Origin of the sequence: Lentzea sp. NPDC003310, assembly GCF_040610935.1 — a bacterium.
In the GTDB taxonomy this organism is placed as follows: Bacteria; Actinomycetota; Actinomycetes; order Mycobacteriales; family Pseudonocardiaceae; genus Lentzea.
In genome coordinates this window covers 16502-29798 of record NZ_JBEXNC010000014.1, presented here as the reverse complement: position 1 = coordinate 29798, position 13297 = coordinate 16502, and the positions used below count along the sequence as shown (strand labels likewise).

At 69.4% G+C, this 13297-nt stretch carries 15 protein-coding genes; 7 read left to right on the top strand and 8 right to left on the bottom strand.

The features are described from left to right. Positions 1–2: 2 nt before the first annotated feature. Positions 3–791 (bottom strand): class I SAM-dependent methyltransferase, encoded by a 789-nt coding sequence (locus ABZX02_RS27810; RefSeq protein WP_355302205.1) that lies wholly within the window; start codon positions 789–791, stop codon positions 3–5. Between the two features lie 246 nt (positions 792–1037). Here ABZX02_RS27810 and ABZX02_RS27805 point away from each other — a divergent pair, with 246 nt between their 5' ends. The 4 genes from ABZX02_RS27805 (at position 1038) to ABZX02_RS27790 (ending at position 5630) form a co-directional block, all read left to right on the top strand. Beyond that, positions 1038–2162, top strand: a complete 1125-nt coding sequence (locus ABZX02_RS27805; RefSeq protein ID WP_355302203.1) for a substrate-binding domain-containing protein — start codon at positions 1038–1040, stop codon at positions 2160–2162. 77 nt (positions 2163–2239) lie between these two features. Next, the gene (locus ABZX02_RS27800) at positions 2240–3016 is read left to right on the top strand and encodes an ATP-binding cassette domain-containing protein (protein WP_355302202.1); all 777 of its coding nucleotides are present in this window, start codon (positions 2240–2242) and stop codon (positions 3014–3016) included. Positions 3017–3036: 20 nt separating this feature from the next. Beyond that, entirely contained in the window at positions 3037–4467 is a 1431-nt protein-coding gene (locus ABZX02_RS27795; protein ID WP_355302200.1) for an ABC transporter permease, read from the top strand. Positions 4468–4472: 5 nt separating this feature from the next. Continuing rightward, on the top strand, positions 4473–5630 hold the full coding sequence (locus ABZX02_RS27790; RefSeq protein WP_355302198.1) for an ROK family protein: 1158 nt from the start codon (positions 4473–4475) through the stop codon (positions 5628–5630). Positions 5631–5691: 61 nt separating this feature from the next. On the opposite strand, the gene ABZX02_RS27785 is transcribed toward ABZX02_RS27790, so the two are convergent. The 4 genes from ABZX02_RS27785 to ppgK all read right to left on the bottom strand — a co-directional run bounded on the left by ABZX02_RS27785 (position 5692) and on the right by ppgK (position 9231). Further along, on the bottom strand, positions 5692–5874 hold the full coding sequence (locus ABZX02_RS27785) for a hypothetical protein (RefSeq protein WP_045316573.1): 183 nt from the start codon (positions 5872–5874) through the stop codon (positions 5692–5694). 380 nt (positions 5875–6254) lie between these two features. After that, on the bottom strand, positions 6255–6797 hold the full coding sequence (locus ABZX02_RS27780; protein WP_355302196.1) for a helix-turn-helix domain-containing protein: 543 nt from the start codon (positions 6795–6797) through the stop codon (positions 6255–6257). A 143-nt stretch (positions 6798–6940) separates the two neighbouring features. Next, positions 6941–8251 (bottom strand): RNA polymerase sigma factor, encoded by a 1311-nt coding sequence (locus ABZX02_RS27775; protein WP_355302194.1) that lies wholly within the window; start codon positions 8249–8251, stop codon positions 6941–6943. Between the two features lie 218 nt (positions 8252–8469). Then, positions 8470–9231, bottom strand: a complete 762-nt coding sequence (ppgK, locus tag ABZX02_RS27770) for a polyphosphate--glucose phosphotransferase (protein ID WP_355302192.1) — start codon at positions 9229–9231, stop codon at positions 8470–8472. A gap of 115 nt (positions 9232–9346) precedes the next feature. Here ppgK and ABZX02_RS27765 point away from each other — a divergent pair, with 115 nt between their 5' ends. Then, positions 9347–10141 carry an inositol monophosphatase family protein gene (locus ABZX02_RS27765; protein WP_355302190.1) on the top strand — a complete coding sequence of 265 codons (795 nt, stop codon included), beginning with the start codon at positions 9347–9349 and terminating at the stop codon, positions 10139–10141. Between the two features lie 121 nt (positions 10142–10262). Here ABZX02_RS27765 and ABZX02_RS27760 read toward each other — a convergent pair whose 3' ends face one another. Together ABZX02_RS27760 and cei are read right to left on the bottom strand one after the other, a co-directional pair. Beyond that, positions 10263–10793, bottom strand: coding sequence for a PH domain-containing protein (locus tag ABZX02_RS27760; RefSeq protein ID WP_355302188.1), 531 nt, complete (start codon positions 10791–10793; stop codon positions 10263–10265). A gap of 31 nt (positions 10794–10824) precedes the next feature. Then, a complete protein-coding gene (cei, locus tag ABZX02_RS27755; RefSeq protein WP_355302186.1) occupies positions 10825–11544 on the bottom strand; it encodes an envelope integrity protein Cei in 720 nt (239 codons plus the stop codon). 421 nt (positions 11545–11965) lie between these two features. Here cei and ABZX02_RS27750 point away from each other — a divergent pair, with 421 nt between their 5' ends. Further along, a complete protein-coding gene (locus ABZX02_RS27750; protein WP_030474775.1) occupies positions 11966–12265 on the top strand; it encodes a DUF4193 domain-containing protein in 300 nt (99 codons plus the stop codon). 69 nt (positions 12266–12334) lie between these two features. On the opposite strand, the gene ABZX02_RS27745 is transcribed toward ABZX02_RS27750, so the two are convergent. After that, entirely contained in the window at positions 12335–12796 is a 462-nt protein-coding gene (locus tag ABZX02_RS27745; RefSeq protein ID WP_355302183.1) for a DUF3093 domain-containing protein, read from the bottom strand. Positions 12797–12820: 24 nt separating this feature from the next. Here ABZX02_RS27745 and dut point away from each other — a divergent pair, with 24 nt between their 5' ends. Beyond that, positions 12821–13294 (top strand): dUTP diphosphatase, encoded by a 474-nt coding sequence (gene dut / locus ABZX02_RS27740; protein WP_355302182.1) that lies wholly within the window; start codon positions 12821–12823, stop codon positions 13292–13294. Positions 13295–13297: the final 3 nt, after the last annotated feature.

The window sequence follows — 13297 nt, the reverse complement described above, 5'->3', positions numbered from 1 at the left end:
GGTCAGCGGCGGGGGACGGCGACGGCGAGCGTCGAGTAGCGCTGGGTGAACCGGCCGCCGATCGCGTCGATCGCGGCGCCGACCTCGTCGAGGAGCCGGGTGGCCTGCTCCGGGGCGAGCAGTGCCATCGGGCTCATGGTCCGCATGAGGTCGGCGTACTCGGCGGTCGTGAAGACCTGCTCCCAGTCCGACCGCCAGTGGACGGGCTCGCCGAACGCACCGGTGGCGACGAGCGCGTCACCCGTGCGCACGCACCCCGCCCGGTAGGCCTCGAACGCCTCGTCGTAGTCGTGCCCGACGCGGTGCTGCATCCGCGGCGCCACCTTCTCGTACGCCGCCACGTACGCGTCGGCGATCGCCTTCGGTGTGCCGAACACGTGCCACAGCGCCACGAACACGCCGCCGGGCCGCAGCACGTCCGCCGCCTTCCGCGGTCCGGCCTCGGCGTCGACCCAGTGCCACGACTGCCCAGCGACGACGGCGTCGAACGCGCGACCGGCCGGGTCCCAGGTCTCGAACTTCCCCACCTCGACATCGACCCCGGCGCCACGGGCGAACGCGGCCATCCGCTCGTCGTGCTCCACCCCGAGCACCTCCAGCCCGGCCGCCAGGAGCTGCCGGGACAGCACCCCGGTGCCGCAGCCGACCTCGACGACGCGCGGGCCGGGGCTCGCCGCGACGAGATTGGCGACCAACGCCTCCGGGTAGGGCGGACGGGTGCGGTCGTAGCGCGCCGCTTCGGCACCGAAGGAGTTCGCCAGCCTTTCGGCGGCTTCCTTGTCGATGGTCATGCACCCAACCTAGGGGTGTCCGGGAGATGAACGGCGAGCGTTCGCAGGGAGCGAGATCCGATCCGGCACCGCAGGATTCGGTAGCGCGGTGGTAACGCTCTCACGACTCTCAGTGACTAAATTTCGCCACGGTTACCGCATCGTTGCGACTTAATCGATCCAGTGTGGTTCCGGTCACGCATATGTCGGGCATACGTTGTGCGCCACAACATTCTCTGTGACACAGCGCAGTGAAAGGGATGGCGGATGCGCAGCAAGACTCTCGCTTCCATCGCCTTGACCGCGGGCCTCGCCCTGGCAGTCTCGGCATGTGGTGCCAACCAGTCCTCGAACACCGGGGGCAGCTCCAACACGAACTCTGGCAGCGCAGGCGGCGCGAAGGTCGGCGTGATCCTTCCTGAGACCGCCACCTCCGCTCGCTGGGAGGGCTTCGACAAGCCCCTCCTGGAGGCCGCTCTGAAGGCCGAGGGTCTCGACCCCGACATCCAGAACGCGCAGGGCGACGTCCAGAAGTTCAGCACCCTGGCCGACGGCATGATCAACGCCGGCGTCAAGGTCCTGATCATCGCCACGCCGAACTCCGAGGTCGGCGCTTCCGTCGCCAAGAAGGCCCAGGCGCAGGGCATCCAGGTCATCGACTACGACCGCCTGAACCTGGGTGGCTCCTCGTCGTACTACGTCTCGTTCGACAACGTGAAGGTCGGCGAGCTGCAGGGCCAGGGCCTCGCGGACGCGATGAGGGACAAGCCGCAGGGCGCTCAGGTCATCGAGATCGAGGGCGCGCCGACGGACAACAACGCCACCCTCTTCGCCGACGGCCAGAAGAAGGTCCTCAAGCCGCTGTACGACTCGGGCAAGCTCAAGCTGGTCCAGTCCCAGGCGATCGACAAGTGGGACAACCAGGTCGGTGGCCAGGTCTTCGAGCAGATCCTGACCGGCAACGGCGGCAAGGTCGACGGCGTCGTCGCCGCGAACGACGGTCTGGCCGGCGCGGTCATCACCGTGCTCAAGAAGTACGGCCTGAACGGCAAGGTCCCGGTCACGGGCCAGGACGCCACCCCGGAGGGCCTGCAGGCCGTCCTGCTCGGCGACCAGTACATGACGGTCTTCAAGCCGATCAAGGAAGAGGCCGAGGCCGCCGCGAAGCTCGCCGGTCTGCTCGCCAAGGGTGACACCGCGGGCGCCGACAAGCTGGCGTCGGGCACCACGAAGGACACCACGGGCAACCGCGACGTCAAGTCCGTGCTGCTCACGTCCCAGCTGATCACCAAGGACAAGGTCAAGACGGTCGTCGACGCCCAGTTCGTCAAGGCGTCGGACATCTGCGTGGCCGCCACCCAGGCCGCCTGCACCGAGCTCGGCATCAAGTAGTAGCGCTCGCGATGGGGGCGGGGCGTGCGAGATCACGCCCCGCCTCTCGTCGCGTGGTAACCACGGAGGAAACCCCAGTGAGCGAGCCGATTCTCGAGCTGCGCGGCATCAACAAGAGCTTCGGTCCCGTGCACGTCCTGCACGACATCGACCTCGACGTGAACCCCGGCGAGGTCACAGCCCTCGTCGGCGACAACGGCGCGGGCAAGTCGACGCTGGTCAAGTGCATCGCGGGCATCCACCCGACCGACTCGGGTGAGGTCCTTTTCAACGGCGAGCCGGTCCACATCAAGGGCCCGCGCGACGCCGCCGAGCTCGGAATCGAGGTCGTGTACCAGGACCTCGCGCTGGCCGACAACCTCGACATCGTGCAGAACATGTTCCTCGGCCGCGAGCGCACCACGAAGACCGGTCTGCTCGACGAGACCGACATGGAGCAGGCGGCGCGCAAGACGCTGGCGTCGCTGTCCGTCCGCACCGTCAAGTCCGTGCGCACGCAGGTCTCGTCGCTGTCCGGTGGCCAGCGCCAGACCGTCGCGATCGCCAAGGCCGTGCTGTGGAACAGCAAGGTCGTGCTGCTCGACGAGCCCACCGCGGCTCTCGGCGTCGCGCAGACGCGGCAGGTGCTCGACCTGGTCCGCCGGCTCGCGGAGCAGGGCCTGGGCGTCGTTCTGATCAGCCACAACATGAACGACGTCTTCGAGGTCGCCGACAAGATCGCGTGCCTCTACCTCGGCCGCATGGCCGCCGTCGTGTCGACCAAGGACGTCACGCACGGCCAGGTCGTCGAGCTGATCACCGCCGGGCGTTCCGGTGACCTGGGCATCGCCCGCCCCGAGGCGGCGACGATCTGATGAGTTCCGAAGAGGCGAGCATGACCGACACCACCGAAAAGCACGACAACGAGGCCGCCCCGCAGGGCGCGATCTCCGACTTCGGCATCGACACGACGTCCCAGTCCACGGGCGAGGCGGTCCGCGACTACTGGTCCAGGGTCCGCGGCGGCGAGCTCGGCTCGCTGCCCGCGCTGCTCGGGCTGGTCGTGCTGCTGGTCGTGTTCAGCTCGTTGTCCGACACGTTCTTCACCCTCGGCAACCTCGCCAACCTCCTCCAGCAGGGCGCCAGCATCACCATCATCGCGATGGGCCTGGTGTTCGTGCTGCTGCTCGGCGAGATCGACCTGTCCGCCGGTACCGCGTCCGGTGTGACCGCGTCGGTGATGGCACTGCACCTGATCCACGGCGGAAACCTGCTCGGCGGCATGGGCGACGGCGTCTTCTACGTCTTCTGCGGCCTGCTGGTGCTCGCGATCGTGCTCTCGTCGCTGATGAAGATCTGGGCCGGCGCGGTGCTGTCCGCGATCGCACTGGTCATCGCCGCCGTCGGCGTGCCCGCGAACCCGTGGGTCGAGATGCTGCTCGCGGTCTGCGTCGGCGCGGCCATCGGCTGCGTCACCGGCTTCCTCGTCGCGCGGGTCGGCATCCCGTCGTTCGTCGTGACCCTGGCGCTGTTCCTGGTCTGGGGCGGTGTCGTGCTGCAGCTCATCGGCCAGGGCGGCACGCTCGGCCTGCGCGACGACACGATCTTCAACGTCGCCAACGGCAACCTGAGCCCGGTCGCCTCGTGGGGCCTGTTCATCGTCGCCGTCGGCGGCTACGCGGGTGTCGTGCTCACGCGGCACTTCTCGCGGCTGCGCAAGGGCCTCGTCGCCCAGCCCACCTCGCTGGTGCTGATCAAGATCGGCGCCCTCGCGGTGCTGTCCGCCGTCATCACCTACGCGCTGTCGGTCAACCGCGCGCCGAGCGACCTCGTGATCATCGAGGGCGTCCCGTTCGTGGTGCCGATCGTGCTGGTGCTGCTGGTGATCGGCACGTTCGTGCTCGACCGCACCTCCTACGGCCGTCACCTCTACGCCGTCGGCGGCAACAAGGAGGCCGCGCGCCGCGCCGGTATCAACGTCGAGCGCATCCGCATGAGCGTGTTCGTGATCGCCTCCGCGGCGGCCGCGATCGGCGCCATCGTGTACTCGTCGAAGGTCGGCTCGGTCGACCCGAACGCCGGTGGCGGCAACACGCTGCTGCTGTCGGTCGGTGCGGCCGTCATCGGTGGCACGTCGCTGTTCGGTGGCAAGGGCCGCCTGCGCGACGCCGTCATCGGTGGTGCCGTCCTCGCGATCATCCAGAACGGCATGGGTCTGCTCCGGCAGCCCGCCGCCGTCGTGTTCATCGTGACCGGCCTGGTCCTGCTGCTCGCCGCGAGCGTCGACGCGCTGTCCCGCCGCCGGGCGGCCACCGCGGCGCGCTGACCGCGGTGACGGGACCCACGTCCGGCACCCGTCCCGACGAGATCCGCAGGCACAACAGGACGGCGCTGCTGCGCCGACTGCACGTCGACGGACCGTCCACCAGGGCGTCGCTCGCGGCTGAGCTCGGGCTCAACCGCAGCACGATCAAGGCCCTGGTGGACGGCCTCGCCGAAGCCGGTGTGGTCGCCGAACGCGTGCCCGCTCTGCGCAGCGGAGCGGGCCGGCCCTCTCTGCTGGTCCTGCCCCAGCCGCACGCCGCGGTCGTCATCGCGATCGACGTGCGGGTGGAGCACGTGGCCATGGGCTTCGTCGGTCTCGGCGGCGAGATCCTCGGTCGGGACAGCTGGAACCTGCACCGGACGCGTGATCCGGGTGAGGTCATCACGCACATCGTCGAGTCGGCGCGCCTCATGGCCGACGACCTCGACGTCACCGCCGTCGGGGTCGGTGTCTCGGTGCCCGGTGTCGTGCGACGCGCCGACGGGCACGTGCACGAGGCACCCAACCTGCACTGGACCGGTGTCGCGCTCGGCAAGCGCCTCGAGGCGGTGCTGAAGCTGCCGGTCCAGGTCGGCAACGACGCGGAACTGGGCGCTCTCGCGGAGCACGTGCGCGGGGCGGCCAGGGAGTCCTCGGACATGGTCTACATCTCCGCGGACGTCGGCGTCGGCGGGGGAGTGATCCTGTCGGGGCAACCGTTGCGCGGCTCCGGCGGGTACGTCGGCGAGCTCGGGCACATGGTGGTCAACCCGCGCGGCGGCCGCCGGTGCTACTGCGGCTGCGACGGCTGCTGGGAGACCGAGGTCGGCGAACCGGCGCTGTGCCGGGCGCTCGGCCTGCCCGACGACGCCCCGCGCGGCGCGGTCGTCGCGGCGCTGCGGGCGCTCGACGACCCGTCGGTGCTCGACGAGTTCGCCGACTGGCTCGCACTGGGGCTCGCGAACATCGTCAACGTCCTCGGACCCGAGCTCGTCGTGCTCGGCGACCTCTACACGGCGTTGCCGGCCTCGGTGGTCGACGCGGTGAGCTCGGCCGTGCAGGTGCGCAGTCTCGTGTCCCGCGCGGTCGGCGGCACCCAGGTCGTGACGTCGCCGCTGGGGCGTGACGCGAAGCTCGTCGGAGCCGCCGAACTGGCCTTCGAGCCGGTGCTCGACGCCCTCTAGAAAGCGAAGGGGGCGGAGACCCGTGAGGGTCCCCGCCCCGAGCGGCTAGGTGGGGTGGAAGTCAGCCCTGCTGAATCTCAGCAGCGAGTTCGCGCAACTTCTCACTGTGCGCGCGAGCGTGGTGCCCGCAGAACAGCAGCTCGCCCCCGGACGGGAGCAAGGCGCGAACCTGGGCAGCAGCCCCGCAGCGGTCGCAGCGGTCGGCAGCGGTCAACTCGGGGCGGGTGAGTGCTGCAGTCATGATGAATCTCCCTCCGTCCCAGCACCGGAAACGGTGTGTTTCGGTGCCCTCTTACCAAGCTGCGACCACAGCGCCCCTGGACGGTGCGCGGTGCTCGCTGGCTCCACTCTGACAGACGTTTCGGCGATAGTCAGTGTTCCCGTGTACGTGGCGACTCGCGTCACTCTGCGATTTACCCACCTGCAGCACGACTACACCTGTGTTCGCCACCGGTTCACCGTCTTGACACGCACGCTGAGCAACCGGAAACCCGCTGGTGGAGCAGTGTGTTCAGGCCATCCGGTCGGTTGCGTGCGGCCGGGAGTGTGATATCGGTTGCCCTTGTCCGCCCGCAGCGAACAGGTCACGAACGTCCCACGATTCGGACGCGAGACCGTGATCATTCAGCTCACCAGCGCCGCGCTGACGGCCTTCGCCGCGTGCCCGACGGCCGCCTCCAGAACCGCTGCAGAGCGGCCGTGGCCGAGCACCGCGGACACCGTCCCCACGACCAGACCGGCCGGCGCCCGCACCGGTGCGCTGACGAGCTCCACACCCGCCGGCACCGTCGCTCCCGGCCGCAACCGGGCCACGTCCTCGGCTCGCACGATGCTCGCCGCCGCCACCAGCACGCGGTCGTGCCGGGGCACCGCGAAGATCGCCGACGTCCTGGTCGTCGCGGACAGCGCCCGCAACGGCTGCCGCGCCGCCCGCAGGACGCCCGGTGCCGGTTCCCAGGCCTGCCCGAACCGGAACATCTGCGCACCGACCCGGTAGCGGCCGCGCACGTTCTCCACCGCGCCCAACGACTCCAGCTGGTCCAGCAGCCGGTACACCGTGGTCTTCGGCAACGCGCAGCGGTCGGCGAGCTGCGAGAGCCCCAGTTCGCCCTCGTCGGTCAGCCGGTCCAGCAGTGAGAACGCGCCTTCGAGCACGGACCTGCCCATGTGTCCCCCTCGTTCCGTTGTCCGGAACCGATGCTGGCGCGACCAGCGGGACGGCACATGAGCACGGGGATGCTCATTTCGCGAAAACGCGACAGCCCCGCACCGAACCGGTGCGGGGCTGTGTGCGTATGACTGGGTAAGACCTAGTCGAGGTAGTCGCGCAGGACCTGCGAGCGCGACGGGTGACGCAGCTTCGACATCGTCTTGGACTCGATCTGGCGGATGCGCTCACGCGTGACGCCGTAGACCTGACCGATCTCGTCCAGCGTGCGCGGCTGGCCGTCGGTGAGGCCGAAGCGCAGCCGGACGACGCCCGCCTCGCGTTCGGACAGCGTCGCGAGCACGGACTGCAGCTGGTCCTGCAGCAGCGTGAACGAGACGGCGTCGACCGCGACAACGGCCTCGGAGTCCTCGATGAAGTCGCCGAGCTGGCTGTCGCCCTCGTCACCGATCGTCTGGTCCAGCGAGATGGGCTCACGCGCGTACTGCTGGATCTCCAGCACCTTCTCGGGCGTGATGTCCATTTCCTTGGCGAGCTCCTCCGGGGTGGGCTCGCGGCCCAGGTCCTGGAGCAGTTCGCGCTGGATGCGACCGAGCTTGTTGATGACCTCGACCATGTGCACCGGGATGCGGATGGTGCGGGCCTGGTCGGCCATCGCGCGGGTGATCGCCTGACGGATCCACCAGGTGGCGTACGTCGAGAACTTGTAGCCCTTGGTGTAGTCGAACTTCTCGACCGCGCGGATCAGACCGAGGTTGCCCTCCTGGATCAGGTCCAGGAACGCCATGCCGCGGCCGGTGTAGCGCTTGGCCAGCGAGACGACGAGGCGGAGGTTCGCCTCGAGCAGGTGGTTCTTGGCGCGCTCGCCGTCGCGGACGATCCAGCGCAGGTCGCGGCGGAGCTGCGGGGTGAGCTTCTCCGCCTCCTCCTCGGACCGGCGGACGCGCTCGGCGGCGTAGAGACCCGCCTCGATGCGCTTGGCGAGCTCGACCTCCTCCTCGGCGTTGAGGAGGGCGACCTTGCCGATCTGCTTGAGGTACGCGCGGACCGAGTCGGCCGAGGCGGTGAGCTCCGCGTCCTTGCGCGCCTGGCGCAGGGCCTCGGACTCCTCCTCGTCCCAGACGAAGTCGCCCTTGTTCTCGGGGTCCTCCGCCTCCTCGGGCTCGTCGACGACCGGCTCGTCGACGATCTCGACGTCCTCCAGGTCCTCGGCGCCGGGAGCGCCCTCCATGTCCTCGGGCTCTTCGCCGTCCTTCTTGGTGCCCTTCGCGGCAGGATCGGCCTTGCCGGCCGTCTTGCGCGGGGCCTTGGCCGCGGCGGGCTTCTTCGCTGCCGCAGCGGTCGTCTTGCGCTTCGGCTTCTCCTCGGCCTCGCCGGCCGCGGTCGCCTTGGTCGTCTTGGCGGCGCTCGCGGCGGAGCTGGAGCGTCGGGTTGCGGTTTCTGCGGCTGCCACGTACGCCCTTTCGCGACGGTCGTTCAAGGCGGACCAGAGGGCGCGAAACCTCGGTCGCCAGAGTTCAGGGGATCTCCCCGCCGATCTTGCCCGGCGGGTGTGCGTTCCATTGTAACGACGTCGGTGACCCGGTGTTGCGCCCCGAGGTCGTTCGGGGCGCTCTCACCTGCGTTGTCGCAGCTAGATCGAGTCGGACACGTTTCGGTGTCGAACGCTCACTAGGGCCTGACGCCGTGCGCGGCGGCCCATGCGGCGCCCACGATGCCGGCGTCGTTCTTCAGTGCGGCGGCAACCACTTCGGTGCGAACCTTGAGCAATGGCAACCACTTGTGCGCCTTCTTGCTCACGCCGCCACCGGCGATCACGAGGTCCGGCCAGATGAGGTCCTCGAGCACGTTGACGTACCGGCTGACCCGGGGCGTCCACTCCTCCCAGGACAGCTCCTTCTCCTCCTTCACGGAGGCGGCCGCGCGCTTCTCGGCGTCGTGGCCGTCGACCTGCAGGTGGCCGAACTCGGTGTTCGGGACCAGCTTGCCGTCGAGGAAGACCGCGCTGCCGATGCCCGTGCCGAACGTCAGCAGGACCACGGTGCCGTTCTTGCCCACACCCGCGCCGAACGACATCTCCGCGATGCCGGCCGCGTCCGCGTCGTTCATCACGACGATGTCCTCGGGCCTGCGCTTGAGCCGCTCGGCGAAGAGCGCCTGCGCGTCGCAGTTGATCCAGCCCTTGTCCACGTTCGCGGCGCTGAGGGCGACCCCGTGCTTGACCACGCACGGCAGAGTGACGCCCACCGGGCCGTCCCACTGGAACTTCTCGACGATCTCCGCGACGACCTCCGCCACCGCCTCCGGTGTCGACGGCTGGGGCGTGGGGATCCGCATGCGTTCGCCGTCCAGTGCTCCTGCCTCGAGGTCGACCAGGCCGCCCTTGACGCCGGAGCCGCCGATGTCCACACCGAACCCGCGGGTGATGCCCATCCCCGTGGTCCTTCCTACTCGATCCTGCGTGCTTCGATTCAGTAACCGTGGTGCGCAGACATTAGCCTGACGTTGTCCGATAGTCCCGTGCTAGTGACGCAGGAGGGAACCGGTCGTGTTCGATCCCCGGCCACTCGTTGACATCGCGGCAGCCGTCGGACGGGAGGCGGGGGCTCTTGTTCAGCGCATGCGCGCCGCCGCGGTCGTCTCGTTCGACACGAAGAGCACCTCGACGGACGTGGTCACGGCCGCGGACCGCGCCTCGGAACAACTCGTCCGGACGCGTCTGTCCGAGTTGCGCCCCGGTGAACCGGTGCTCGGCGAGGAAGAGGGCGGCAGCGTCTTGCCTGGCCTCACCTGGGTCGTCGACCCCATCGACGGCACCGTCAACTACCTCTACGGCATCCCCTGGTACTCGGTGTCGATCGCGGCGCAGCTCGACGGCGAGTCCGTGGCGGGCGCGGTGTTCGAGCCCGCGACCGGACGCATGTGGACGGCCGCGCGCGGGTGCGGCGCGTTCCTCGACGGCGAGCCGCTGCGGGTCTCCGCGACCACCGACCTGTCGCTGTCGCTGCTCGGCTACGGGTTCGCGTACCGGCCGGAGCGGCGTCAGCGGCAGGCCGACGCGTGGGCGGGCATGTCGACCCGCGTGCGCGACCTGCGCCGTGCCGGTGCGGCGTCGCTGGACCTGTGCTCTGTGGCGGCCGGGAGGCTCGACGCCTACACCGAGCACGGGCTCGGGCGGTGGGACTGGGCGGCCGGCGGGCTGATCGCCGCGGAGGCCGGCGCGGTCGTGCGGCTGCCGGGGTCGTCGCCCGAACTGGGGGAGGACGCGACGTTCGCCGCCACCCCGGGCATCGCGGACGCCCTGTACGCCGCGCTCGTCGAGTCCGGCTACGGCAAGGTCTGAAAACCCCAGCTCAGAGCACCTGTTCGAGGGCTTATGCAAAGACGTTTGCGGTCGTCCGCAAACGTCTTTTGCATAAGCGCGGACGGTTCGAGGTTGACCAGTCAATGTCGAGGTTGACGGATCAATGCTCGTTCGCGGGCTTGTCGGTCAGCGTCGAGAGCAGGGTGACGACTTCGCGGACGTCCGGGACGTGGAGCAGTTCGGCGACGGTTCCGTTGCCGTAGCCGTCCGGCATGAGGCGGCCGTCGAGCCGCACGTAGCCGGTGCCGTCGGGCTCTTCGGAGAACCCGAGGTAGTCGATCTCTTTGAGGCGTACCGACCGCGCTCGTCGTCGTGGGATGGACACGACGCGTTGGTTGGTGACGTAGTAGGTCGTGCGCCGCAGGGTGCGGTAGCGCCAGATGAACGGTTCGACGAAGCGAACGGCCTCCGGGGCCAGGAACACGATCACGAGGATCCGGAACAGCTCCGTGTCGAACTCTCCGGTCCACAGCGCCGGCACCGCGACGACCGCCACGACGGCGAGGAGCCCGATCGCGTCGAACTTCAGGCTGAACAGCATCCAGCGCGGGTCGTGGCGCAGGAACACGGTGCGTTTCGCCGGTCTGCCCGCCCAGAGGACGTGCTCGCCGGGAAGAAGATCAACCCCCATGCCCGCAAGATAGCGGGCACCTCGGGAGAGATCAGCAGGTCACGTCGCGTGCGCCGGCCAGGTTGTCGGCGTTGAGCGACGGCGGGGTGGCCGCGGCGACCTGACCGCCCTGCTGCTCGGGCTGCTGCGCCGCCCACTCGCTGAGCTGGTCGAGGACCTTGCGGGCGTTGCTGTTCGGCTTGACCTCGTCGAACTTCTTGCCGATCGCCACGTCGACGGTGGCGTCCTGGCGGTCGTCGCGCACGAGCTCCAGGCACGGCTCCAGCAACGACAGCGTCCGCGCCGCCGAGGCACCGGGCGCGCCGAAGCGCAGCTGGCCGCGGCAGCCCATGTCGCCCGCCGGGTAGACCGGGTCGTTGCCGGGGTCGGCCGCCTGCTTCAGGCCGAGCTCGGTGAACATCGTCGCGACGGCCTTGGCGTGGTTGCGCTGCGTCGAGGCGTTGACGACCTTGAAGTTGACCTCGCCGACCGGCACCGGGTTGGTGCGGTCCAGCGCGTCGTGCTCCAGGACGGTGCCGAGCGGCGGGGGCGCCGCCGTCGAGGCGGCGGCCGGGTCGGGCGCCGCGGCGCTCGCCGACGTCGTGACGTTGCCCGGCGCGTTGCACTTGATGGCCGCGTCCACGTCGCTCGCGTTGCCGAGCACCTTCACCCACACGAACACGGAACTGACCAACAGCACCGCGAACAGGACGAGCGCGGGCACGGGCCGACGCCTCTTGTAAGGCGTCAAGCTTCCCGATGCGGATCCCACGTTCGAAGCCCTCCCCGTGATCCGTCCCTCAGATCAGCCTAGGCCTTGCCCGGCTGTAGCGCGCCCCGGCGGGAGTGACCCACCGCACCAGCCTGATTGCTCACAGTCAGGACGGTACCGGCTCGGCGTCAGGTTGCACGCCGAGGCGCGTGTGCTGCCGCACAGCCTATCGGTCCAGCGTAGAAAGGTTGTGTCACCCGTCCGGTCGGTAAGGGGTAACCCGATGTCGAGCCACTCGGACAATGAGCTACCCTCTGCGCGCTCCGCACACATTTCGATCAAGCCGACGGTCACGTCGAGGGGGTTGGCTTGCCCGCCGGGTGTGGGAGACCTACGTCACCTTGACGTGGGGCACAAAAGAGGTCGCTGGAGCGTTAACCAGCGACACGAACAGTCTCCGTAGACCGCAGGGGTGAAGAAGATGGCGACCGACTACGACGCGCCGCGTCGCAGCGAGGCGGACGAACTCGCTGAGGACTCCCTCGAGGAGTTGAAGGCCCGGCGGAACGAGACGCAGTCCGGCGTCGTCGACGTCGACGAGGACGCGAGCGCGGAGAACTTCGAGCTCCCGGGCGCCGACCTGTCCGGCGAGGAGCTCACGTTCAAGGTCCTGCCCAAGCAGGCCGACGAGTTCACGTGCTCGAAGTGCTTCCTGGTGCACCACCGCAGCAGGCTCGCCGAGGACAACGGCGGCACGTACATCTGCCGCGACTGCGCCTGATCCACGACAGCGACAGTCCGCCGAAGAAAAACTGGGCGCTCACCCTCTCGGGTGGCGCCCAGTTGTGTTTCAGGCCCTGATGGCCGCGGCGAGCTCCTCGGGGTGCCGCGTGCTGATCACCCAGTAGGGCGTCGGGTCCTCGGGGTCGGTCACGTGCACCCGCACGAGTGGTTTGACCCAGCCGCGGTGCACGACGAACGCCGCGGGGTCGAGCTCGCGGCCCATGACGCGGCGGCGGTCCGCGGTGGAGAAGATCTCGACCTCGCCGAGCAGCTCCAGGGGGATGTGCGCGTCGCCGGCGCGCAGCTCGCCGTCGGCGACCTCCACCTTGGTGGACCCCATCTTGACGATCAGCGCGACCGTCAGCGGCAGCAGGATCACGTACGGCAGCCAGGACCGGACGCCGGGGAAGCCCATGTGCACCTCGGCGGCCAGCAGCGCGGCCGCGAGCAGCGGCAGCGGCCAGATCCACCACGTCACGTACAGGCGCTCGCGGAAGGTCGTAGTGGCGGTCACGGCAGTCTCACTCACGTCGTCAGGGTAATCTCGGCCGCCGTGTCCAGCGTCGAGGTGTTGCTGACCCGGCTCGATCCGGGGGTTCCCGTGCCCGCCTACGCCCGTCTCGGCGACGCGGGCGCGGATCTGGTCACCACGTCGGACGTGGTCATTCCACCAGGAGAGCGCGCGGTCGTCGGCACCGGTGTCGCCATCGCGCTGCCCGACGGCTTCGCGGGCTTCGTCCACCCCCGGTCCGGACTGGCCGCGCGGGTGGGGCTGAGCGTCGTGAACACCCCGGGCACGATCGATTCCGGCTACCGGGGTGAGATCCGGGTGTGCCTCGTGAATCATGATCTCCGGGAGCCGGTCGTGCTGACGCGCGGCGACCGGATCGCGCAGCTCGTCGTGCAACGCGTCGAGCACGCGGTCTTCCGCGAGGTCCCCGAGTTGCCGGAGACGGAACGGGGTGCGGGAGGCTATGGCTCGACCGGTGGGCACGTGGTGCTCACCCGGATGAAGGCGGAGGGGTAGGGG

Bases quoted from the DNA above. Each gene is read 5' to 3' on its own strand.
- ABZX02_RS27760 (WP_355302188.1), bottom strand. From the start codon at position 10,793: ATGGGGGTTGATCTTCTTCCCGGCGAGCACGTCCTCTGGGCGGGCAGA.
- ABZX02_RS27805 (WP_355302203.1), top strand. From the start codon at position 1,038: ATGCGCAGCAAGACTCTCGCTTCCATCGCCTTGACCGCGGGCCTCGCC.
- ABZX02_RS27795 (WP_355302200.1), top strand. From the start codon at position 3,037: ATGACCGACACCACCGAAAAGCACGACAACGAGGCCGCCCCGCAGGGC.
- ABZX02_RS27750 (WP_030474775.1), top strand. From the start codon at position 11,966: ATGGCGACCGACTACGACGCGCCGCGTCGCAGCGAGGCGGACGAACTC.
- ppgK (WP_355302192.1), bottom strand. From the start codon at position 9,231: ATGGGCATCACCCGCGGGTTCGGTGTGGACATCGGCGGCTCCGGCGTC.
- ABZX02_RS27780 (WP_355302196.1), bottom strand. From the start codon at position 6,797: ATGGGCAGGTCCGTGCTCGAAGGCGCGTTCTCACTGCTGGACCGGCTG.
- ABZX02_RS27810 (WP_355302205.1), bottom strand. From the start codon at position 791: ATGACCATCGACAAGGAAGCCGCCGAAAGGCTGGCGAACTCCTTCGGT.